Here is a 21,254-nt window from a genome sequence, read left to right as displayed (position 1 = left end):
GAGACGTAATTGTGTCAGCAACGCTGACACAATTACGTCATCGGGATAAGCCTCGTAAAATTGACGGATGCGAAGAGGTGCTGGTTAAGCGGGATTTCGAAGCCCGCAGTACCTTGTCTTGGCACTCGCCGGGCTTGTTGGCATGATCCTGCGCGGCGGCCAGCACCTGTTTCTTGGTCGATGCCAGCACGCACTCCAAGCGGCGTAATAGTGTGAACGGTAGGATGATTCGGCCATACTGAGACAGCTTGAAATCGCCGCGCAGCAGGTCCGCCGTGGGCCAGATGAAGGCCGCTGTCTGGGAATGGTTCTCCGTTTTCACGAGGGTTTTCCGTGTGCTTGCTGGTAGATAGTGGTTGCCGGCCATCATACACATTGAGGGGTAGTGAAGGGCAGGGGGAGAGTTGTCCGCTGGTGGCATATAGAAATTTGAACAGGCAGGGTTAGCCAGCAGAGTGGGCAGATTACGCGCGTTTAGCGTTGCAGAATTTTAAGCGGAGACATTTAAAGAATGTCATGAAATGTCCAGACACAAGAAAGGGGCCCTGAGGCCCCTGTTCATGCGGTTTCCGGTGCTTCTTGGTGTGTCCTGAAACCCTTGTTTGGTGGAGGCGGGGGGAATTGAACCCCCGTCCGCCGATACTCGCTCTTCGGCTCTACATGCTTAGGTCCGTCTTTTGATTTAACGCTGTGAACTCCGACGAGCAGGATTTCACACCGCGATTCTTCTTTAGTTTAGCGATTGACGTGAAGACGCCGCCAACCGCGATCCTGTCAGCTTTAGCTCGTATCCCCTCAGCAATGAACAGGCACATCGCCTTGGGGCCAGGCTAACAACTAGCAGTTTTTACGCTGCCAGTGCACCTTGAGCATAGTTTTCGTCATTTGCGACTATTTAGTCGTGATGTTGGATTTACGAGATACATCACGCTCTCGGCATGCACCTAGGAGGTTGTCATCGGCGTCGAAGCCATGTCGCCCCCGGGAACGTCTTCATCTTAACAGATGGAGGCAGGACAGGGCTAGTTCAAGCCCGTGTGCCTACTTATTTTCACGCATGATACGGGCTTTCTGGCGGTCCCAGTCCCGCGCCTTCTCGGTGGCACGCTTGTCGTGCAGCTTTTTACCGGTTACCAGCGCCAGCTCACACTTGATCAGGTTCTTCTTCCAGTACAGCTTGAGCGGTACGCAAGTATGCCCCTTATCCTGAGTGCGCGAGAAAATCCGGGCAATTTCCTTACGATGCAGCAGCAGCTTGCGTGTACGGGTGGGGTCGGCAAGCACATGAGTACTGGCGGTATTCAGTGGCATGATATGGCTACCCAGCAGCCATGCTTCCGCATCTTTGATCAGAATATAGGTGTCGGTGAGTTGCGCCTTGCCGGCACGCATGCTCTTGACTTCCCAGCCAGCCAGCGCCAATCCCGCTTCGAAGGTCTCTTCGATATGGTATTCGAAGCGAGCCTTCTTGTTCAGTGCGATGACATTGCTGCCTGCCTTCTTGGCTTTTTTCGTGGCCATGTGTCCTCTTGTCTTGATATGCCCTGTCCGCCAGCCCTTCGATATGGGGCAAAGCGTGATACCATTCAAGGTTTTGGCGTGATTATCCATGGTACGCCTTGGCGTGCGTTCGCAATAGTGCATAAATATGTGTATTGCGTAGGCACATGAATCAGGCATACGAATAAAATGCGCTAGCATAGTGACTTCAGCGGAGAGGTATATGCCTACGGTCAATCGATCTGCCTTGGTACGGCATTCCCCAAAAGCCATGTTCGACCTGGTCAACGATTTCGAACGCTATCCTGAGTTTCTGCCTGGCTGTCGTCGTACACGCTTGATCGAGCGCGATGAAAATCATCTTATCGGCGAGCTGACGTTGGGCAAAGCCGGTGTCGAACAGAGTTTTACCACGCGCAACGATCTTTATGAGCCGGAGCGTATCGAGCTTTCATTGGTCAATGGGCCCTTCAAGCATATGCGCGGGCGCTGGCTGTTCATGCCCATGGGGCAAGAGGCCTGTAAAGTCAGCCTCGAGATGAATTTCGAATTTTCCAATCGCTTGTTGGGGATGGCGTTCGGCAAGCTATTCAATCAAATGGCCAAGCAGCAGGTCGAGGCTTTTACCCGGCGCGCCGACGTCGTCTATGGCAAGTGACGGCGTTGCTCTCGCCATGCCCAGAGGCGCTGCGGGCTTGATCGTGGAGGTTGCTTTTGCTCTTCCCGATTCCCAAAAAATCGTCGTTCTGACCGTTTCGCCGGGCACTACTGCTCGACAAGCGGTCGCGATGGCGAAGATGCCACGCTATTTCCCCACACTGCCCCCAGAAACATTCAGTCAGACGGCGCTAGGAATTTTTGGCAAGCTGCTACGCGACCCCGACCAGCATGTGCTGCGAGCCGGCGATCGTGTCGAAATCTATCGGCCATTACACATCGACCCCAAACAGGCACGGGCGAAACGCGCAACACGCAACGCCCGAGGTTGATGATGACGAGCCTGTACTAGATCTGCTCACCGCGGCTATCGGGCTCTTCACCGGGAGAAGGCACGGGCGAACTGCCAGGTAATGGTTCGACGCCACCCGGATCGAGGGCAGGGCCCAGGTCGGAGTCTGGCGACAGCTCCATGTCGGCATCCATGTCACCTGATGTCTTGATATCCACCAGTTGGTTGTTGGCGAAGGTCAACGTTACGCGACGCTGTTTTACTCCGGCATAGGCTTCGTCCAGTCGAGACACGTATTCCCACTGATTTTCATCGAAGGGTGTTCTCAAAAGCGGCATGCCCATGACATAGACGACTTGTTCACGGCTCATACCAGGCTTTAACTGCGCAACCATGTCTTGAGTGAACAGATTGCCCTGGGGCAAATCGCGTTTGTAGACGCTAAAATAACTGCAGCCACCCATCAGGGAGAGAGCAATGGAAAAGGTGGCTATTTTGATAAGATTTTGCATTTGGCCCCATTCTTCACTATCGTTTCTTGGGCCGATCATACCCGACCCATCACAATACTGCGAAGAGCTATCATGGCCGATCAAAACCACGAACTACGCAGGGCGGGACTCAAGGTTACATTGCCTCGTGTCAAGATCCTGCAAATCCTTGAAAGTTCCACGGGTGATCATCTCAGCGCCGAAGATGTCTACAAGGCGCTGCTGGATGCCGGTGAGGACGTAGGATTAGCAACCGTCTATCGTGTATTGACGCAGTTTGAGTCCGCAGGCCTGGTCGTCCGCCACAATTTCGATGGCGGACATGCGGTCTTCGAAATGTCCCATGAGGAACATCATGATCATATGGTGTGCCTGGAAAGTGGCCAGATCATCGAGTTCTTCGACGAACAGATCGAGCGTCGTCAGCAAGAAATCGTCGAGGAACATGGTTACGAGCTCGTAGATCATGCCTTGGTATTGTATGTGCGGCCCAAGGGATCGCGAGCGACTCGCCAGGAAGGCGTCAAGAAGTCCTGAGTTCGCATGGACGTGTGCTTTAAACGCCAGCCTTCAAGGCTGGCGTTTCAGTTTAGGAGTCAGTCAGTGATGGGCGTGCTGACTGGCGTCCAGCATTTCCCGGGCGTGGGCCAGGGTTCGATCCGAAAGATGGATGCCGCCAAGCATTCGCGCCAACTCATTTACGCGGCCAGCCTCGTCGAGCAAAGCCATTTGCGTCAATGTCACGTCCTCTGCTGCTTGTTTCTCGATATGCAGATGTTGATGTGCCTGAGCGGCCACCTGGGGCAGGTGGGTCACGGTCATCACCTGGCCGGATTGACCGAGGCGGCGCAAGAGTTGTCCCACGATCTCAGCGGTGGCGCCGGATACCCCTACGTCCACTTCGTCAAAAACCAGTGTCGCGATGGTGCTGTGACTTGCGGCAACCACCTGTATGGCTAGGCTGATGCGTGACAGCTCGCCACCGGAGGCAACCTTGGCCAACGGGCGGGCCGGCTGACCGGGGTTGGCGCTGATCAAGAATCGCACCGAATCCAGGCCGTTTGGCTGTGGCGTATCTCGGGAGGCAACCTCGACCTCGAAGCGTGCCTTGCCCATGGCGAGGAATCCCAGCTGGTCCTGTACTTCCTTGCCAAAAGCGACCGCCGCCTTCTGGCGCTTCTTGCTGATTCGGCGAGCAGTCGTGCGATAGGCATCTCGCGTAGCCTCGACCTCGGCGGTCAACGCTTCCAGGTCGTGTTCGCCCCCTTCCAGCGACTCTAGTTCGCTGCGCAGGCGCTGCTGCAGCTCGGTCAGTTCTTCCGGCATTACATGATGCTTGCGTGCGACGCGATGAACCTCCGCAAGGCGCTCCTCCACGTCGGCCAGACGTGCCGGGTCGAGCTCCGTATGATCGATGAAGTAGTGCAACTCGCGGGCGGCTTCTTCGATCTGTATCTGGGCATCGTTGAGCATGCTGCGCGCTTCGGCAAGAGAGCCCTGTTCGGCGCCGGGCAAACTGCCAATACGCGTTAGCGCCTGATGAAGCAACGTCAAGGCGCCGCCGTTATCATGATCGCAACAATCCACCGCAAGCTGCGTTTCCCGTAGCGTCTCTTCCGCATGGGCCAGTACGGCTTGTTCCTGCTCCAGCACTTCGAGTTCGTTGTCAGCGAGGGCCAGCTGATCCAGTTCGTCTACCTGATAACGCAACAGCTGACGACGCGCCTGAATTTCATCGCCGCTGTCGGACAGATGCTTCAAGCGGCGTCGTGCTTCCTGCCATTGCCGAAAGGTGGCGCCGAGTTCGTCGACGGCATCGCTCTGGTCAGCGAAATCGTCGAGCAAGCGTAGGTGGGTATCTTCTTGCAACAGGGCCTGGTGGGCATGCTGCCCATGAATCTCGATCAGGTGCTCGCCTAACGCCTTAAGATCGCTCACCGTGCAGGGATGGCCGTTGATCCAGGCCTTGGAGCGCCCGTTGGCAGCTACGACCCTGCGCAGCAGGCAATCTTCTGTTGGTAGTTCCCGGGCTTCGAGCCATGCCCTTGCGACAGGTAGTCGCTCGATATCGAAACGAGCGCTGAGATCCGCACGTTTGGCTCCGTGGCGCACGCTGGCAGCGTCGGCTCGCTCACCGAGACACAGTCCCAAGGCACCCAGTAGAACCGATTTACCGGCGCCGGTCTCACCGGTGATAGCGGTCATGCCGTCATGTAGATCGAGATCGAGGCGCTCGACGATGGCAAAGTCACGAATCGCAAGCTGGACGAGCATGATTACCTCCGGTGTGGTGAATAAAGAAACCATCGAATGTTATCTGTTCGTTTATACAGTATCTGTCGTTCTTTCTTCAATCCTTCTTTGTCAACGCAATGCCACAACTAAAAACATGCCTTGAGATCGCTTGTGACAACCCCATATAGGGAGCAAATCAATAACCTTCGCGGCTATGGGCCGCTCATTTCAGTTCAGTGATGTCAGGAGAGCGACATGGCTAGAGATCCACAAGCACCAATTGATGAAGAATTACAGCGCACCGAGCGCGATGCCGAGCCACAGGCAGAGCCTATCGAAGGTCAGCTTGATGATGCCGAAGCCGGCGAAGAGGCCCTGGCGGAAGACGAAGCATTGTTCAACGCCGAGGCCGTCGAGGATCCTGAGGCCGATGTGCTGGCAGCCAGGGTCGAAGAGCTCGAGCAAGCGCTGGGTGAGGCCAAGGACCAGGCATTGCGCGCAGCGGCCGAGAGCCAGAATGTGCGCCGGCGTGCCGAGCAGGATGTCGACAAGGCTCGCAAGTTCGCTCTCGAGAAGTTCGTCAAGGAGCTTCTACCGGTGGTCGATAGTCTGGAGAAGGCGCTTGAAGCCATGAATGATGGCGCCAGTGAAGTGCACCGGGAAGGTGTTTCCATGACGCTGAAACTGCAGCTCGATGTGCTAGCCAAGTTCGGCGTCGAGGCGATCGATCCCCAAGGCGAGCCTTTCGATCCGCAGTACCACGAGGCCATGACCATGGTGCCCAGTGGGGATGTGGAACCCAACACCGTGATGGACGTGATTCAGAAAGGTTACGTGCTCAATGGGCGCTTGATTCGTCCGGCCATGGTGGTGGTCAGCAAATCCGCGCAATGAATGAATTGGTGGCCAAAATGATCAGGCCCCTTGAAAGGCGCATTCGAGCCCCCAAATAGACGTCAAAGACACAGCGCAAGCCGTTAAAACAGTCAAGTAACGATTTTGAGGTATTTATATGGGTCGCATAATTGGTATCGATTTAGGAACCACAAACTCTTGTGTTGCCGTACTTGACGGCGACAAGCCAAAGGTCATTGAAAATGCCGAAGGCACTCGCACCACGCCTTCCATCATTGCTTATACCGATGATGGCGAAACGCTGGTGGGCCAGGCGGCCAAGCGTCAGGCGGTCACCAACCCGACCAACACGCTGTATGCCATCAAGCGTCTGATCGGACGTCGTTTCCAGGACGAGGTGGTGCAAAAGGACATCAAGATGGTGCCCTACACCATTGCCAGCGCTGACAATGGCGATGCCTGGATCGAGGTCAAGGGCAAGAAAATGGCACCGCCCCAGGTCAGCGCAGAAGTGCTGAAGAAGATGAAGAAGACCGCCGAAGACTATCTGGGTGAAAGCGTCACCGAGGCAGTCATTACCGTGCCGGCCTACTTCAACGACTCCCAGCGCCAGGCCACCAAGGATGCCGGTCGCATTGCCGGCCTCGAAGTCAAGCGCATCATCAACGAGCCGACTGCGGCAGCGCTGGCCTACGGCATGGACAAGGCGCGCGGTGACAAGACCATCGCGGTCTATGACCTGGGCGGCGGTACCTTCGACATCTCGATCATCGAAGTGGCCGACGTTGATGGTGAAACCCAGTTCGAGGTGTTGGCCACCAACGGCGATACTTTCCTGGGGGGCGAGGACTTCGACCTCAAGCTGATCAACTATCTGGTGGATCAGTTCAAGTCCGACAGCGGTATCGATCTGTCCGGCGACAATCTGGCCATGCAGCGCCTCAAGGAAGCTGCCGAGAAGGCCAAGATCGAGCTGTCCAGCGCTCAGCAGACCGACGTCAATCTGCCTTACATCACGGCAGACAACACCGGTCCCAAGCACTTGAACGTTAAGATCACTCGCGCCAAGCTCGAGTCTCTGGTCGAGGACTTGGTCAAGCGCTCATTGGGCCCATGCAAGACCGCCCTGGCGGACGCGGGGCTTTCCAACTCCGAGATCGATGACGTCATTCTCGTCGGTGGTCAGACGCGCATGCCGATGGTCCAGGCCAAGGCTGCCGAGTTCTTCGGTAAGGAAGCACGCAAGGACGTTAACCCGGATGAAGCCGTGGCCGTGGGTGCCGCAATCCAGGGCGGCGTGCTGGGTGGCGACGTCAAGGACGTGCTGCTGCTCGACGTGACGCCGCTGACGCTCGGTATCGAAACTCTGGGTGGCGTGATGACGCCGCTGATCGAGAAGAACACCACCATCCCGACCAAGAAGACCCAGACCTTCTCGACCGCGGATGACAACCAGACCGCCGTGACCATCCACGCACTGCAGGGTGAGCGCAAGCAGTCCGGTCAGAACAAGTCCCTGGGTCGTTTCGATCTGGCGGACATTCCGCCGGCGCCCCGGGGCGTGCCGCAGATCGAAGTTGCCTTCGATCTCGATGCCAACGGTATCCTCAACGTGTCCGCCAAGGACAAGGCAACCGGCAAGGAGCAGTCCATCGTCATCAAGGCCTCCAGCGGTCTAAGCGACGAAGAAGTCGAACAGATGGTCCAGGATGCCGAGGCCCATGCCGACGAGGACAAGAAGTTCGAAGAGATGGTGCAGCTGCGCAACCAAGCGGATGGCATGATCCACGCGGCGCGCAAGACCTTGACCGACGCTGGCGACAAGGCCTCCGATGAGGACAAGCAAAACATCGAAAGTGCCATCACTGAGCTTGAAGAAGCGCTCAAGGGTGACGACCAGCAAGCCATCCAGACCAAGCTGGATGCACTGACCGAAGCCTCTGGCAGCCTGGCGCAGAAGATGTACGCCGAGCAGGCCGAGACGCCCCAGGGTGATGGTCAGGAAGAAGGCACCCAGAAGCCCGAAGACGATGTGGTCGATGCCGAGTATGAAGAAGTCAACGACGACCAGAAAAAGCAATAACCACGACGTCTGACACGAACGGCGGCGCGGGAGCATGACTCCCGCGCTGTTGTTTCTGTCTATTCGATACGGAGGCGGACGGATCCATGTCCAAGCGTGACTACTATGAAGTACTGGGCGTCGAGCGCGAAGCCGATCAGAAAGAGATCAAGAAGGCGTATCGGCGCTTGGCCCAGAAGTACCATCCGGACCGCAATCCGGATGACGATTCCGCGGCAGAAAAGTTCCGCGAAGTATCCGAGGCCTATGAAATCCTCGCCGACAGCGAAAAGCGTGCCGCCTACGATCAGTTCGGTCATGCCGGGGTCGATGGTCAGGCCGGCGGCTTTGGTGGCGGTGGCTTCGGCGGTGCGGGAGCAGGCGGCTTCAGTGACATATTCGGCGATGTATTCGGGGATATCTTCGGTGGTGGCGGTGGGCGGCGAAATCCCAATGCCCCCCAGCGTGGCTCCGATCTACGCTACAACCTGGAGCTCGACCTCGAGGACGCGGTATCCGGCACCACCGTGGACATTCGTGTGCCGCGCCATATTCCCTGTGGCCATTGTGACGGCGGCGGTGCCGAGCCGGGCTCCAGCAAGGAAACCTGCCCGACCTGTCACGGCATGGGTCAGGTGCGCATGCAGCAAGGCTTCTTTGCGGTGCAACAGACCTGTCCAACCTGCCATGGCAGCGGCGAATCCATCAAGGTGCCGTGTCGCGAATGTCGCGGTGAAGGCCGCGTACGCGAGACTCGTACGCTCTCGGTGAAGATTCCTTCCGGCGTGGATACCGGTGATCGCATTCGTCTCAACAATGAAGGCGAAAGTGGGCTCAACAATGGCCCGCCAGGGGATCTTTACGTCCAGGTTGCCATCAAGGCGCACCCGATTTTCGAGCGGGATGGCCGTCATCTGCATTGCGAGATGCCGATCAACTTCATTGATGCGGCACTCGGCGGCGAACTGGAAGTGCCGACCCTGGAAGGCCGGGTCAAGCTCAAGATTCCTGCCGAAACCCAGACCGGCAAGCTGTTCCGGTTGCGCGGTAAAGGCGTCAAGCCGGTGCGCGGCGGCCCTGCTGGCGATCTGCTGTGCAAGGTCGTGGTGGAAACCCCGGTGCATCTGAACGAGCATCAGCGGGATCTGCTGCGCCAGTTTCAGGACAGCCTGGGCAACAGCAACCACCATTCGCCGAAGAAGGATGGCTGGTTCGATGGTGTGAAACGCTTCTTCGAGGATATGAAGTCGTAGAACCGGTTGGCTGCTAGAGCAAAAGCCTCGCCACTGAAAAGTGAACTGCCCCCCCCCAATAATTGGACGGTTCATCTAGTCGGCGCTCAAGGCCTGAGTCCTGTATTGCAAGGGGCTCAGGTCTTTTAGTTTCAGCTTGATGCGCTCGTGATGGTAGTAGTGGATGTAATGAACAAGTTGTCCTGAGCTTGGCGAGTGTCGGGTGACATGCCGTAGACTGTGACGTGTTCATCGCTGTCCGAAGCGAGTCGAATGGATTGCAATATCGCTACTCAAGAGGGGATGGGAATGTCACGCGAGACCATCGTTCTAGGTGCCGGCATGGTCGGTGTCTGTATTGCCTATCATCTGGCCAAGCGGGGACGCTCGGTGGTGCTGGTGGATCGCAAGGCGCCGGGCCAGGAAACCTCCTTCGGCAATGCCGGCTTGATCCAGCGCGAAGCGGTACAGCCCCATCCCTTCCCGCGAGATCTGCCGAGCCTGTGGCGCGTGCTGCCCAATCGCAGCATCGATATTCGCTACCGGTTGCGCGGCATGCTGGCCGCCGCCGCGCCACTGCTGCAGTTTTGGCGGCACTCTGCGCCCAGTAACTATGCCCGCATCGTGCCAGAATATGCCTCCCTGATCATGCACTGCACCGACGAGCACGCCAAGATGATCGACGCGGCGGGCGCCGAAGCATTGATCAAGAAGGACGGCTGGTTCGAGGGATTTCGCACGCACCAGGTGCTGGATGAGCAGCAGGCCGTCGCGAGCGAAATGAGAGAGCGTTTCGGTGTGGAATTTGAGGTGCTCGATCAGGCCGCGCTCCAGGACAAGGAACCCTTCGTTTCCAATGCGATGGTTGGCGCCATCCATTGGACCAACTCCTGGTCGGTGATCGATCCTGGCGCGCTCGTGCAGGCTTATGCCGAGGCATTCGAGGCACTGGGCGGGCGCATCGAGCAGGCCGAGGCGAAGAGCTTTTCCCAGACCGGGTCCAGCTGGAATCTGGCCACAAGCAAGGGCAACCTGGAGGCGGAAGAGCTGGTGGTGGCCATGGGGCCCTGGTCGGCCACATGGCTGCAGCAGCTGGGTTACCGACTGCCGCTGTTTCCCATGCGGGGCTATCACATGCACTATGCCACCCAAGGCGAGGCCAAGCTCAATCACTGGCTGATGGATTATGAAACGGGCTATCTGCTGACACCCATGCGCGCCGGTATCCGCCTGACTACCGGTGCGGAAATGGACATCCTCGAAGCGCCGCCACATGCGGGTCAACTCGAGGATGCGGAAGTCGAGGCCCGCAAGATATTTCCCTTGGGTGAGCGGCTCGACGAGGCCCCTTGGAAAGGGGCGCGACCTTGCATGCCGGACATGAAACCAGTCATCGGCCCGGCACCGAATCATTCGGGCCTATGGCTCGCCTTCGGCCACGGCCATCAGGGGTTCACCCTGGGGCCGACCACTGGTCGACTATTGGGAGAAATGATGGACGGTGAAGAACCCTTCGTTGATATGCAGCCGTTTCGTGCCGCTCGCTTTTAATGACATGTGCGTCCCGGGCAATCGTCTCACGGTGAAGGCAGCTCGAAACAGGTCAGTAGCGTTTCCTGCACCAAGCGGAAGTTGTCGTCGCTGACCATGAGATAGCGATTGCCGCCCAGGTGGGTCAACCCTTCGAAGTTGTCCAGCCGCCAGCCGTCACCGCTGGAAAGCTGGGCCAGGGTTTTTACCTCGATCTGGGCATTGCTGCCCAGTTGTACGCGACGCAGACTGATGACCAGTGGGGCCGGCGGCGCAAAGGCGCGCTCCAGAGCCAACAGATCGTTGCCGTAGGTTTCCAGGGCAGTCAGGGCGTTGCCGGATTCATCGAGCAGGGGGTAGGTCCACTCCGCCTCGTTACCGAGAGAAAACAGGCGGGTGCTGCTTTTATCGATGCCGGTGGGGGCGTTTTCCAGTCCGGCGATGATGCCTTCGCGTTTGTGGCGGCCCATGGCTTCGACACCTTTCTCGGGAGAGGCCCCGCGCAGCCCCTGGGGTTTGAGGGGCTTGCCCACGGATTTTCCATTGGGATAAAAGTGCTGAATGCGATGGTCGCGTTCGAAACCGATCAGCAGCCTAGTATCGCCGCGTACCCCATTGTTGCCCCGCTGCGCGATCATGGATTCTGCATCCGCCGCATCTTCGTTCAGCGCCCGCCCTTGGCGGTCACGCAGCACATAGGTCTTGAGAGGATCAAGGCCGATCAGCTCGCCGCCTGAAAAACGCAGTCGTACCCGATGCAGCCAGCCACGATCCGAGATCATGTAGAGCAGGGATTCGTCTTCGTCCCAGGCCAGATCGGAAAGCCCCCCTACCGGGGTATCGTCTTGCCATTTTCCGGGGAGCCTCAACGTACCACACCAGGAGACGTTCTCAGGTACGTTGGTAGTGTTCTCCGTCATCAACTGGGTCTGGCGTGCTTCCCTGGCACAGCCACCGGTCAACATGAGAAGCATGAACAGGCTTGCGGCAATCAGCAGACGAAACATGGGCCCTCCTTGGCGGTGCTGGTCTCTTTTAAAGCCTACGCCATTGTCGCCTCGGCTGCACAACAGACGTATCCGAAGCGCTTTGCTATGCTGGCGCCAATTTCGATTATCAAGCAGGAGTCTTCATGTCTACCGACACCCCTCGCATCGCCATCGTGGGCGTGGCTGGCCGCATGGGCCGCACCCTGGTCGCCGCTGTGGAACAGGACGCTCAAACCCGGCTTGCTGCGGGGATCGTCGAGCCGCAAAGCTCACTGAAAGGCGCGGATATCGGTGAGCTGGCGGGGCAGGGCAAGCTGGGTATTTCGGCGGTGGATTCGCTGGCCAGTGCGGTGGATGATTTCGATGTACTGATCGACTTTACCACGCCTCGCGTTACCCTCGGCAATCTGGCGTTCTGTGCCGAGCATGGAAAAGGAATCGTGATCGGCACCACCGGTCTTGGCGATGACGAGCTGGCCGAGCTGAATGACTATCGCGACCGGGTGCCGATGGTGTTCGCTCCCAACATGAGCGTGGGGGTGAACCTGACCCTCAAGCTGCTGGAAACCGCTGCCCGGGCGCTGGGGGATGAAGGCTACGATATCGAGGTGATCGAAGCGCATCATCGACACAAGGTCGATGCGCCTTCCGGCACCGCGTTGAAGATGGGCGAGGTGGTTGCCGAGTCCCTGGGGCGTAGCCTCAAGGAGCACGGTGTCTTCGAGCGTGTCGGCCAGAGTGGTCCGCGATCGGACAAGGAAATCGGCTTTGCCACGGTGCGTGCCGGGGACATCGTCGGTGAGCATACGGTGCTTTTTGCAACGGAGGGTGAACGCATCGAGATCACTCACAAGGCATCGAGCCGCATGACCTTTGCCAAGGGCGCGGTGCGGGCGGCGCGCTGGGTGAGCGAACAGCCAGCGGGGCGCTATGACATGCAGGACGTGCTAGGTCTGAAGTGATCAAAAAAGGCTGCTCGAAAGAGTAGGGTAGTACCCATTCGCTGAATCCTGTAGTATTTCGTCAATTTGGCCGGGCATCGGGAGTCAGTTTCCAAGGGGTCAATAAAGCCATGATGGCGAGCGAATACAATCAAGCGGGATGAAACCAGTCTGCATTGGGTTTCGTCCCGCTTTTTTACGACCTGAATGCCTTGACGAACTCTGGCCTGAAGGGGATTAAACAAAGTGGAGGACGTTGCGTTGAACAGACCCGCGATACTGGCCCTGGCAGATGGCAGCGTATTTCATGGCAGCGCCATCGGCGCCGATGGGCAAACTACTGGCGAAGTGGTGTTCAATACCGCTATGACCGGCTATCAGGAAATCTTGACCGACCCTTCCTACACTCGCCAGATCGTCACTCTGACCTATCCTCATATCGGCAATACCGGCGTCAATGACGAAGACGTCGAGTCCCGCCGCATCTGCGCCGCGGGTCTGGTGATCCGTGATCTGCCCTTGATGGCCAGCAGTTTTCGCAGCCAGCAGCGCCTGGATGACTATCTGCGCGAACATGGCGTGCTGGGGATCGCCGATATCGACACCCGCCGACTGACCCGTATCCTCCGCGACAAGGGCGCTCAAAACGGTGCCATCCTGGCCGGTTCCGACGCCGAAGGTGATGATGTCGTCGAGAGGGCTCTTGCAGCCGCCCGTGCATTCCCTGGCCTGGCCGGCATGGACCTGGCCAAGGTCGTCTCTTGCGAGACGCCCTACGAGTGGAGCCAGGGCGATTGGACGTTGGGCAGGGGGTATGCGGGAACTGCCTCAGGCGACGCGCGTTATCACGTCGTCGCCTTCGATTACGGCACCAAGCACAACATCCTGCGTCTGCTGGCCTCCCGGGGCTGCCGTTTGACGGTGGTGCCGGCCCAGACCCCCGCCGCCGAGGTGTTGGCGCTGAAGCCCGACGGCATCTTTCTCTCCAATGGCCCCGGCGATCCGGAGCCCTGCGACTACGCCATCGAGGCGATTCGCGAACTGCTCGAAAGCGGCATTCCGCTGTTCGGCATTTGTCTGGGGCATCAGCTGCTGGCGCTGGCCTCCGGGGGGCGCACGGTGAAGATGAATCACGGCCACCACGGCGCCAACCATCCGGTGCAGGATCTCGATAGCGGCCAGGTGATGATCACCAGTCAGAATCATGGCTTCGCCGTCGACGAAACCAGCCTTCCGGCCACGTTGCGCACCACCCATCGCTCGTTGTTCGACGGCACCCTGCAAGGGATCGAGCGCACCGACTGCCCGGCCTTCAGCTTCCAGGGCCACCCGGAGGCGAGCCCCGGGCCGCAGGATATGGCGCCCTTGTTCGATCACTTCGTTGCCATGCTGAGCGCGGGCCGATAACCCATCGAATCTGCTTGAACCATCGCACGTCACCTTATTCAGCGGGAACCGTCATGCCCAAACGTACCGACATACAAAGTATCCTGATCATCGGCGCCGGCCCCATCGTCATCGGTCAGGCCTGCGAGTTCGACTACTCCGGCGCCCAGGCCTGCAAGGCGCTGCGCGAGGAGGGCTATCGGGTCATCCTGGTCAACTCCAACCCGGCCACCATCATGACCGACCCGGTGATGGCGGATGCCACCTATATCGAGCCGATCACCTGGCAGGTGGTGGAAAAGATCATCGAGGCGGAGCGCCCGGATGCCGTTTTGCCCACCATGGGTGGCCAGACCGCGCTCAACTGCGCGCTGAATCTCGACAAGCACGGTGTACTGGCAAAATACGGCGTGGAGATGATCGGGGCCGACGCCAACGCCATCAACAAGGCCGAGGATCGGGACCTGTTCGACAAGGCGATGCGCAATATCGGCCTGGAATGCCCCAAGGCCAAGGTCGCTCACACCATGGAAGAAGCCTGGCAGATTCAAGAGGAACTGGGTTTTCCCACCATCATCCGCCCCTCCTATACCATGGGCGGCTCCGGTGGTGGCGTGGCCTACAACAAGGAAGAGTTCGAGGAGATCTGCGGGCGCGGCTTCGAGCTTTCCAGCAATCATGAGCTGTTGATCGACGAGTCGCTGCTCGGGTGGAAGGAGTACGAGATGGAGGTCGTTCGCGACAGGAACGACAACTGCATCATCGTCTGCGCCATCGAGAACTTCGACCCCATGGGCATTCACACCGGGGATTCCATCACCGTGGCGCCGGCCCAGACGCTGACGGACAAGGAATACCAGATCATGCGCAACGCATCGCTTGCGGTGCTGCGCGAGATCGGTGTCGAGACCGGCGGCTCCAACGTTCAGTTCGGCGTCGATCCTGACACCGGACGCATGGTGGTCATCGAAATGAACCCGCGGGTGTCGCGCTCTTCCGCGCTGGCCTCAAAGGCCACCGGCTTTCCCATCGCCAAGATCGCCGCCAAGCTGGCGGTAGGCTATACCTTGGACGAGCTCACTAACGATATTACCGGCGGCAAGACGCCGGCTTCCTTCGAGCCGGCCATCGACTACGTGGTCACCAAGATCCCACGCTTCACTTTCGAGAAGTTTCCCCAGGCCAACGATCGCTTGACTACCCAGATGAAGTCCGTAGGCGAGGTGATGGCTATTGGGCGAACGTTTCAGGAGTCGCTTCAGAAGGCGCTTCGCGGCATGGAGACTGGCAATGACGGTCTCGACCCCAAGATCATTGAGTTCAGCGAAGCCAACCTGGGGCTGATCAAGGGTGAGCTGCAGGCCGCGGGCGCAGAGCGCATCTTCTTCATCGCCGATGCGCTGCGCGCCGGTATGAGTGTGGAGGAAATATTCGCTCTGACCAACATCGACCGCTGGTATCTGGTGCAATTAGAGGAGCTGGTGCGCATTGAGCAGGATCTTGCCCGGCGTTCCCTGGGCGAGCTGGATGCCAGGGCGTTGTTTGCCTTGAAGCGCAAGGGCTTCGGCGATGCGCGGGTGGCGACATTGCTGGGTGTTTCCGAGCAGGCGTTTCGTCAGGCGCGGCACAAGTACGGCATTCGTCCGGTTTACAAGCGGGTGGATACCTGTGCTGCAGAGTTCGCGTCTCATACCGCTTACATGTACTCCACCTATGAAGAAGAGTGCGAAGCCGACGTCAGCGATCGCCAGAAGATCATGGTGCTGGGTGGCGGGCCCAACCGCATCGGCCAGGGCATCGAGTTCGACTACTGCTGCGTGCATGCGGCCCTTGCCATGCGCGAGGATGGCTATGAAACCATCATGGTCAACTGCAACCCGGAAACCGTGTCCACGGATTACGACACCTCGGATCGTCTCTATTTCGAACCGGTGACCCTGGAGGACGTGCTGGAAATTGCCGATAAGGAGCAGCCGGTCGGCGTGATCGTGCAGTTCGGCGGCCAGACGCCGCTCAAGCTGGCGCGAGCGCTGGAGGCCGCCGGGGTGCCGATCATCGGTACTACGCCGGATGCCATCGACCGCGCCGAGGATCGCGAGCGTTTCCAGCAGATGATCGACAAGCTGGGGCTGAAGCAGCCGCCCAACGCCACCGCGCGCAGCTTCGACGAAGCCTTTGCCAAGGCCGAGACGATCGGCTACCCGTTGGTGGTTCGCCCTTCCTACGTGCTGGGCGGGCGTGCCATGGAGATCGTCTACGATGCTTCGGAGCTCGAGGGCTACATGACCCACGCGGTCAAGGTCTCCAACGACTCGCCGGTGCTGCTCGATCACTTCCTCAATGCCGCCGTCGAGATCGACATCGATGCGGTCAGCGACGGCCAGCAGGTGGTGATCGGCGGCATCATGCAGCATATCGAACAGGCCGGGGTGCACTCCGGTGACTCCGCCTGTTCGCTGCCGCCTTATTCGTTGCCCGCTGGCGTGCAGGATGCAATGCGCGAACAGGTCAAGCGCATGGCGCTGGAACTCAACGTGGTGGGATTGATGAACGTGCAGCTGGCCTGGCAGGACGACGAGATCTACGTCATCGAGGTCAATCCCCGCGCTTCGCGCACCGTGCCGTTTGTCTCCAAGTGCATCGGCACATCACTGGCCCAGGTCGCCGCTCGCTGTATGGCGGGCAAGACATTGGCCGAGCAGGGGTTCACCCAGGAGCTGATCCCGAGCTACTACAGCGTCAAGGAGGCGGTGTTCCCGTTCAACAAATTTCCGAGTGTCGATCCGATCCTGTCGCCGGAAATGAAATCCACCGGCGAGGTGATGGGCAGCGGCGCCACCTTCGCCGAGGCCTTCTACAAGGCCCAGTTGGGCGGTGGCGATGCGATTCCGCCGCTGACCGGCGAGCGTAAGGCGTTTCTTTCCGTCCGCGAGCCGGACAAGGCAGGCATTATCGAGGTGGCGGAATCTCTGCTAGCATTGGGGTTTACCCTTTGCGCCACTCGCGGCACTGCCCGCGCCCTCGAAGCGAACGGCCTCCCCGTGGAGACCGTCAACAAGGTCTTCGAGGGACGTCCGCATATCGGTGATATGCTCAAGAACGATGAAGTGGCTTATATCGTCAACACGACCGAAGGCCGTCAGGCAATCAACGACTCTTCGGTGATTCGTCGCACCGCACTATCGCGTAAGGTGCCCTACGCCACGACGCTTGCTGGCGCGCGTGCCGTATGCATGGCGCTCGAGTACGGTAATGAAATAACGGTGCGTCGACTTCAGGAACTGCATGCAGGAGCAACAACATGAACAAGGTCCCGATGACCGTGCTGGGTGAACAGCGTCTGCGGGAAGAACTCGGCCAGCTCAAGAGTGAAGCGCGGCCCCGGGTCATTAACGCCATTGCCGAAGCGCGGGAGCATGGCGATCTCAAGGAGAACGCGGAATATCATGCGGCCCGGGAAGAGCAGGGCTTCATTGAAGGGCGCATCAAGGAAATCGAATCCAAGCTCTCCGCGGCCCAGGTGATCGATGTCACCAAGATGCCCAAGTCGGGGAAGGTCATCTTCGGCGTCACCGTGGGATTGCTCAATCTGGATAGCGATGAAGAGGTCCGTTATCAGGTCGTTGGCGAGGATGAAGCCGATATAAAATCCGGCAAGATATCGGTAACGTCGCCCATCGCGCGGGCATTGATCGGAAAAGAGGAAGGCGACGTAGTGCTGGTGCGCACGCCTGGCGGTGAAGTGGAGTACGAGATCAGCGACGTTCAGTACATTTGATCGATGTAGCGCAATCGGTAGATTGGAGAAAACAGTGGCCGTGAGGTTCTCTTCGAACTGAGTTGGCCACTGAATTCGCTGTTCAGCGGCGACCGTGATGTTCACTAGCCCGAACGACATTGGAAAGTTTGGGATTGGCGTTGGGGTTGGTGCGATAAAACAAGGCCATCTTGCCGATGGTCTGCACGATTTCTGCTTGAGTTTGCCGGGTTATGGTGTCGATGAGTTGCTGGCGCATCTCGCGTTCACCCTGGGCCAGTTTGATCTTGATCAGCTCATGGTCGGCCAGGGCACGTTCGATCTCCGCCATCACGTTCTCGGTGAGACCATTCTCAGCAACCGTTACCACAGGGTGCAGATGATGCCCGATGCTGCGCATTGCTTTCTTTTGTGCCTGTGACAAGCTCATGATAACGTGCCTTTGATTCGTGGGTGTATGACGACAAGGGATAAGAAGACAAGGTGCGTCATGGTACGGTGAAAGCCAGGACGTGCAAAGTAGCCAGGCTTTTGAAAGATGCTGCGTGTTTTCGATGAGTTCCCCCTTGATCGATAACCCCATTTTCACTTTTTTGACGATTCAGGTGGCTGAGTGGCTCGATCCGACTCCAAGAGTAGCGCTGGTTGGCTCAAGGAGCATTTTGACGATGCCTATGTCCAGCGCGCCTGGCAGGATGGCTATCGCTCCCGAGCGAGTTATAAACTGCTGGAGATCGATGCCAAGGATCAGCTTTTTAAGCCCGGCATGACGGTGATTGATCTAGGTGCGGCCCCTGGGGGGTGGAGTCAGATCGCCGTAGACAAGGTAGGCGCCGAAGGGCGAGTGATCGCTTCCGATATTCTCGAGATGGACGCACTGGCAGGCGTCGATTTCGTTCAGGGCGATTTCACTGAAGATCATGTGCTGGCAGCCATTCTGGAGTCGCTTGACGGGCGGCCGGTGGATCTGGTCATTTCTGACATGGCGCCCAATATGAGCGGCATGGCCGCAATCGACCAGCCGCAAGCAATGTATCTTGCGGAACTGGCGCTGGATCTGGTTCGGCAGGTGCTTTCTCCTGATGGGAGCCTATTGATCAAGGTGTTTCAGGGTGAAGGCTTCGACGACTATTTGAAAACACTACGGCAGGCGTTTGTGAAGGTCGTTACCCGCAAACCGGATTCCTCACGAGCTCGATCTAGAGAAGTCTATCTTCTGGCGAAAAGATATAAAGGTTGACGCTTGGAATCGCGATGGAACGGCCCCATCTGTTATGGTGTCAGTATTGTACACGCCGTTTGGCAGACGAATTGATGCAACGAGGGTATTGCCTTGAATGACATGGCGAAGAACCTGATTCTGTGGTTGGTTATCGCAGCAGTTCTGCTGACGGTGTTCAACAACTTCAGTGTCGACACCGCACCGCAAACGATGAACTATTCTCAGTTCGTGCAGCAGGTGCAAAATGGGCAGGTCCGTTCGGTCACCATCGATGGCTATACAGTCATGGGTGAGCGCGAGGACGGCTCGCAATTTCAAACTATCCGGCCAGCCGCCCAGGATCCCAAGCTGATGGACGATCTGTTGGCCAATGATGTCAATGTGATCGGCAAGAAGCCGGAAGAGCAAAGCCTGTGGACAAGGCTTCTGATTGCCAGCTTCCCGATTTTGATCATTCTGGCTATTTTTCTGTTTTTCATGCGCCAGATGCAGGGCGGCGGCGCCGGCAAGGGCGGCCCGATGAGTTTTGGCAAGTCCAAGGCCAAGCTGCTGACCCAGGATCAGATCAAGACGACCTTTGCGGATGTCGCGGGTTGTGATGAAGCGAAAGAAGAAGTCGAAGAGCTGGTCGACTTTTTGAAGGACCCTAGCAAGTTCCAGCGGCTGGGCGGTCAGATACCCCGAGGCGTTTTGATGGTAGGGCCTCCGGGTACCGGTAAGACCTTGTTAGCTAAAGCCATTTCCGGTGAAGCCAAGGTGCCGTTCTTTACCATTTCGGGTTCGGACTTTGTCGAAATGTTCGTGGGTGTCGGTGCCTCGCGGGTACGCGACATGTTTGAACAGGCCAAGAAGCAGGCCCCCTGTATCATATTCATTGACGAGATCGATGCCGTAGGACGTCATCGTGGCTCCGGTATGGGTGGCGGTCACGACGAGCGCGAACAGACCTTGAACCAGCTGCTGGTCGAAATGGACGGCTTCGAGGCTAATGACGGCATCATCGTCATCGCGGCGACCAACCGTCCTGACGTACTCGATCCAGCACTGCTTCGCCCTGGACGTTTCGATCGCCAAGTTACCGTAGGCCTGCCGGATATCCGGGGCCGCGAGCACATTCTAGGGGTGCATTTGCGCAAGGTGCCTCTGGGTGAAGACGTCAAGCCGAGCGTGATCGCACGCGGTACGCCGGGCTTCTCCGGTGCGGATCTAGCCAACCTGGTCAATGAGGCTGCCCTGTTTGCAGCACGGCGCAACCGCCGTCTGGTGAACATGGAAGAACTCGAGCTTGCCAAAGACAAGATCATGATGGGCGCCGAGCGCAAGTCCATGGTCATGACCGAGAAGGAAAAGCTCAACACAGCCTATCATGAGTCCGGGCACGCAATTATCGGCCTGTTAATGCCAGAGCATGACCCGGTTTACAAGGTGACTATCATTCCCCGAGGTCGTGCTCTGGGTGTGACCATGTTCTTGCCGGAAGAAGATCGCTACAGCTTTTCGCGCCAGCAGATCCTTAGTCAGATTTGCTCGCTGTTCGGTGGACGTATCGCCGAGGAGATGACCTTGGGGCCGAATGGTGTAACTACCGGCGCGTCCAATGATATCAAGCGCGCAACTGAGCTGGCTCATAGCATGGTGGCCAAGTGGGGGCTCTCCTCGGAGATGGGCCCGCTGATGTATGACGAGGACGAGTCGCATCAGTTCATGGGTGGGCCGGGCGGTACCGGCGGCAAGTTTAATTCGCCGGAGACCACCTCCAAACTCGATAAGGAAGTGCGGCGCATCATTGATGAGTGCTATGCCCAGGCCAAGCAGCTGCTCGAGGACAATCGTGACAAGCTGGACACGATGGCTGAAGCATTGATGCAGTATGAGACCATCGATGCGGAACAGCTCAAGGATATCATCGAGGGCCGCAAGCCGCGTCCGCCCAAGGATTGGGGAGGCGATGGTTCCGGCGGTGGCACTGCGGTTACAGGCGATCCTTCGCAGCGTCCTGGTGGAGACGAGATTGGCTCGGATGGCGACGAGGACGAAGACAAGGGGCCTCGGCGACGCCCTTCCGATCCGCTTGGTGGCCCTGCTGGCCATTAGCAATCCGTTTG

At 58.3% G+C, this 21,254-nt stretch carries 19 protein-coding genes, 1 other RNA gene and 1 pseudogene; 13 read left to right on the top strand and 8 right to left on the bottom strand.

Annotation, left to right across the window (positions count from 1 at the left end):
- Positions 1 to 37: 37 nt before the first annotated feature.
- The 3 genes from H7850_RS15770 to smpB form a co-directional block, all read right to left on the bottom strand.
- Positions 38 to 322: a type I restriction-modification system subunit M N-terminal domain-containing protein gene (locus H7850_RS15770; protein ID WP_227370438.1), complete on the bottom strand. Its 285-nt coding sequence runs from the start codon at positions 320 to 322 to the stop codon at positions 38 to 40.
- 281 nt (positions 323 to 603) lie between these two features.
- Positions 604 to 983: a transfer-messenger RNA gene (gene ssrA / locus H7850_RS15765) on the bottom strand.
- A gap of 58 nt (positions 984 to 1,041) precedes the next feature.
- The gene (smpB, locus tag H7850_RS15760) at positions 1,042 to 1,521 is read right to left on the bottom strand and encodes an SsrA-binding protein SmpB (protein ID WP_227370437.1); all 480 of its coding nucleotides are present in this window, start codon (positions 1,519 to 1,521) and stop codon (positions 1,042 to 1,044) included.
- A gap of 202 nt (positions 1,522 to 1,723) precedes the next feature.
- Here smpB and H7850_RS15755 point away from each other — a divergent pair, with 202 nt between their 5' ends.
- On the top strand, positions 1,724 to 2,158 hold the full coding sequence (locus tag H7850_RS15755) for a type II toxin-antitoxin system RatA family toxin (RefSeq protein ID WP_227370436.1): 435 nt from the start codon (positions 1,724 to 1,726) through the stop codon (positions 2,156 to 2,158).
- A gap of 16 nt (positions 2,159 to 2,174) precedes the next feature.
- Entirely contained in the window at positions 2,175 to 2,489 is a 315-nt protein-coding gene (locus H7850_RS15750; RefSeq protein ID WP_227370435.1) for an RnfH family protein, read from the top strand.
- A gap of 16 nt (positions 2,490 to 2,505) precedes the next feature.
- On the opposite strand, the gene H7850_RS15745 is transcribed toward H7850_RS15750, so the two are convergent.
- Entirely contained in the window at positions 2,506 to 2,961 is a 456-nt protein-coding gene (locus tag H7850_RS15745; RefSeq protein ID WP_227370434.1) for an outer membrane protein assembly factor BamE, read from the bottom strand.
- A 72-nt stretch (positions 2,962 to 3,033) separates the two neighbouring features.
- Between H7850_RS15745 and fur the strand changes: the two genes are divergently transcribed.
- Entirely contained in the window at positions 3,034 to 3,477 is a 444-nt protein-coding gene (gene fur / locus H7850_RS15740; protein WP_227370433.1) for a ferric iron uptake transcriptional regulator, read from the top strand.
- Positions 3,478 to 3,540: 63 nt separating this feature from the next.
- On the opposite strand, the gene recN is transcribed toward fur, so the two are convergent.
- Positions 3,541 to 5,214 (bottom strand): DNA repair protein RecN, encoded by a 1,674-nt coding sequence (gene recN, locus H7850_RS15735; RefSeq protein WP_227370432.1) that lies wholly within the window; start codon positions 5,212 to 5,214, stop codon positions 3,541 to 3,543.
- A gap of 216 nt (positions 5,215 to 5,430) precedes the next feature.
- On the opposite strand from recN, the gene grpE reads away from it, so the two are divergent.
- From grpE to dnaJ, 3 genes are all read left to right on the top strand, one after another.
- A complete protein-coding gene (gene grpE / locus H7850_RS15730) occupies positions 5,431 to 6,069 on the top strand; it encodes a nucleotide exchange factor GrpE (RefSeq protein ID WP_227370431.1) in 639 nt (212 codons plus the stop codon).
- 118 nt (positions 6,070 to 6,187) lie between these two features.
- The gene (gene dnaK / locus H7850_RS15725; protein ID WP_227370430.1) at positions 6,188 to 8,113 is read left to right on the top strand and encodes a molecular chaperone DnaK; all 1,926 of its coding nucleotides are present in this window, start codon (positions 6,188 to 6,190) and stop codon (positions 8,111 to 8,113) included.
- Between the two features lie 86 nt (positions 8,114 to 8,199).
- The gene (gene dnaJ, locus H7850_RS15720) at positions 8,200 to 9,345 is read left to right on the top strand and encodes a molecular chaperone DnaJ (RefSeq protein WP_227370429.1); all 1,146 of its coding nucleotides are present in this window, start codon (positions 8,200 to 8,202) and stop codon (positions 9,343 to 9,345) included.
- Between the two features lie 75 nt (positions 9,346 to 9,420).
- Here dnaJ and H7850_RS15715 read toward each other — a convergent pair.
- A pseudogene (locus H7850_RS15715) lies at positions 9,421 to 9,522 on the bottom strand (IS3 family transposase); the annotation flags it as partial.
- 111 nt (positions 9,523 to 9,633) lie between these two features.
- Here H7850_RS15715 and H7850_RS15710 point away from each other — a divergent pair.
- Positions 9,634 to 10,875: an NAD(P)/FAD-dependent oxidoreductase gene (locus H7850_RS15710; protein ID WP_227370428.1), complete on the top strand. Its 1,242-nt coding sequence runs from the start codon at positions 9,634 to 9,636 to the stop codon at positions 10,873 to 10,875.
- Between the two features lie 26 nt (positions 10,876 to 10,901).
- On the opposite strand, the gene H7850_RS15705 is transcribed toward H7850_RS15710, so the two are convergent.
- Entirely contained in the window at positions 10,902 to 11,861 is a 960-nt protein-coding gene (locus tag H7850_RS15705) for an esterase-like activity of phytase family protein (RefSeq protein WP_227370427.1), read from the bottom strand.
- A 125-nt stretch (positions 11,862 to 11,986) separates the two neighbouring features.
- Between H7850_RS15705 and dapB the strand changes: the two genes are divergently transcribed.
- The 4 genes from dapB (at position 11,987) to greA (ending at position 17,948) form a co-directional block, all read left to right on the top strand.
- Entirely contained in the window at positions 11,987 to 12,805 is an 819-nt protein-coding gene (dapB, locus tag H7850_RS15700; RefSeq protein WP_227370426.1) for a 4-hydroxy-tetrahydrodipicolinate reductase, read from the top strand.
- Positions 12,806 to 13,045: 240 nt separating this feature from the next.
- Positions 13,046 to 14,191 (top strand): glutamine-hydrolyzing carbamoyl-phosphate synthase small subunit, encoded by a 1,146-nt coding sequence (carA, locus tag H7850_RS15695; RefSeq protein WP_227370425.1) that lies wholly within the window; start codon positions 13,046 to 13,048, stop codon positions 14,189 to 14,191.
- 53 nt (positions 14,192 to 14,244) lie between these two features.
- Positions 14,245 to 17,475, top strand: coding sequence for a carbamoyl-phosphate synthase large subunit (gene carB / locus H7850_RS15690; RefSeq protein ID WP_227370424.1), 3,231 nt, complete (start codon positions 14,245 to 14,247; stop codon positions 17,473 to 17,475).
- Complete coding sequence (gene greA, locus H7850_RS15685) at positions 17,472 to 17,948, top strand: transcription elongation factor GreA (RefSeq protein WP_227370423.1); 477 nt, start codon at positions 17,472 to 17,474, stop codon at positions 17,946 to 17,948. Before carB ends, greA begins: the two co-directional genes overlap by 4 nt.
- A gap of 82 nt (positions 17,949 to 18,030) precedes the next feature.
- Here greA and yhbY read toward each other — a convergent pair whose 3' ends face one another.
- Positions 18,031 to 18,357 carry a ribosome assembly RNA-binding protein YhbY gene (yhbY, locus tag H7850_RS15680; RefSeq protein WP_227370422.1) on the bottom strand — a complete coding sequence of 109 codons (327 nt, stop codon included), beginning with the start codon at positions 18,355 to 18,357 and terminating at the stop codon, positions 18,031 to 18,033.
- A gap of 183 nt (positions 18,358 to 18,540) precedes the next feature.
- Here yhbY and rlmE point away from each other — a divergent pair, with 183 nt between their 5' ends.
- Complete coding sequence (gene rlmE, locus H7850_RS15675; protein WP_227370421.1) at positions 18,541 to 19,167, top strand: 23S rRNA (uridine(2552)-2'-O)-methyltransferase RlmE; 627 nt, start codon at positions 18,541 to 18,543, stop codon at positions 19,165 to 19,167.
- A 93-nt stretch (positions 19,168 to 19,260) separates the two neighbouring features.
- Complete coding sequence (ftsH, locus tag H7850_RS15670) at positions 19,261 to 21,243, top strand: ATP-dependent zinc metalloprotease FtsH (RefSeq protein WP_227370420.1); 1,983 nt, start codon at positions 19,261 to 19,263, stop codon at positions 21,241 to 21,243.
- The last annotated feature ends 11 nt before the right edge of the window (positions 21,244 to 21,254 follow it).

This window comes from Halomonas sp. M20 (assembly GCF_020622265.1).
In the GTDB taxonomy this organism is placed as follows: Bacteria; Pseudomonadota; Gammaproteobacteria; order Pseudomonadales; family Halomonadaceae; genus Modicisalibacter.
Note: the sequence above shows the minus strand (reverse complement) of the source record. Positions and strands in the feature narration are given on the sequence as shown.

What these genes read in the sequence shown, in the direction of transcription:
- recN (WP_227370432.1), bottom strand. Translation starts at nt 5,214, where the DNA reads ATGCTCGTCCAGCTTGCGATTCGTGACTTTGCCATCGTCGAGCGCCTC.
- H7850_RS15750 (WP_227370435.1), top strand. Translation starts at nt 2,175, where the DNA reads ATGCCCAGAGGCGCTGCGGGCTTGATCGTGGAGGTTGCTTTTGCTCTT.
- dnaJ (WP_227370429.1), top strand. Translation starts at nt 8,200, where the DNA reads ATGTCCAAGCGTGACTACTATGAAGTACTGGGCGTCGAGCGCGAAGCC.
- dnaK (WP_227370430.1), top strand. Translation starts at nt 6,188, where the DNA reads ATGGGTCGCATAATTGGTATCGATTTAGGAACCACAAACTCTTGTGTT.
- H7850_RS15705 (WP_227370427.1), bottom strand. Translation starts at nt 11,861, where the DNA reads ATGTTTCGTCTGCTGATTGCCGCAAGCCTGTTCATGCTTCTCATGTTG.
- H7850_RS15755 (WP_227370436.1), top strand. Translation starts at nt 1,724, where the DNA reads ATGCCTACGGTCAATCGATCTGCCTTGGTACGGCATTCCCCAAAAGCC.
- greA (WP_227370423.1), top strand. Translation starts at nt 17,472, where the DNA reads ATGAACAAGGTCCCGATGACCGTGCTGGGTGAACAGCGTCTGCGGGAA.
- dapB (WP_227370426.1), top strand. Translation starts at nt 11,987, where the DNA reads ATGTCTACCGACACCCCTCGCATCGCCATCGTGGGCGTGGCTGGCCGC.
- grpE (WP_227370431.1), top strand. Translation starts at nt 5,431, where the DNA reads ATGGCTAGAGATCCACAAGCACCAATTGATGAAGAATTACAGCGCACC.
- H7850_RS15710 (WP_227370428.1), top strand. Translation starts at nt 9,634, where the DNA reads ATGTCACGCGAGACCATCGTTCTAGGTGCCGGCATGGTCGGTGTCTGT.
- carB (WP_227370424.1), top strand. Translation starts at nt 14,245, where the DNA reads ATGCCCAAACGTACCGACATACAAAGTATCCTGATCATCGGCGCCGGC.
- H7850_RS15745 (WP_227370434.1), bottom strand. Translation starts at nt 2,961, where the DNA reads ATGCAAAATCTTATCAAAATAGCCACCTTTTCCATTGCTCTCTCCCTG.
- fur (WP_227370433.1), top strand. Translation starts at nt 3,034, where the DNA reads ATGGCCGATCAAAACCACGAACTACGCAGGGCGGGACTCAAGGTTACA.
- smpB (WP_227370437.1), bottom strand. Translation starts at nt 1,521, where the DNA reads ATGGCCACGAAAAAAGCCAAGAAGGCAGGCAGCAATGTCATCGCACTG.
- yhbY (WP_227370422.1), bottom strand. Translation starts at nt 18,357, where the DNA reads ATGAGCTTGTCACAGGCACAAAAGAAAGCAATGCGCAGCATCGGGCAT.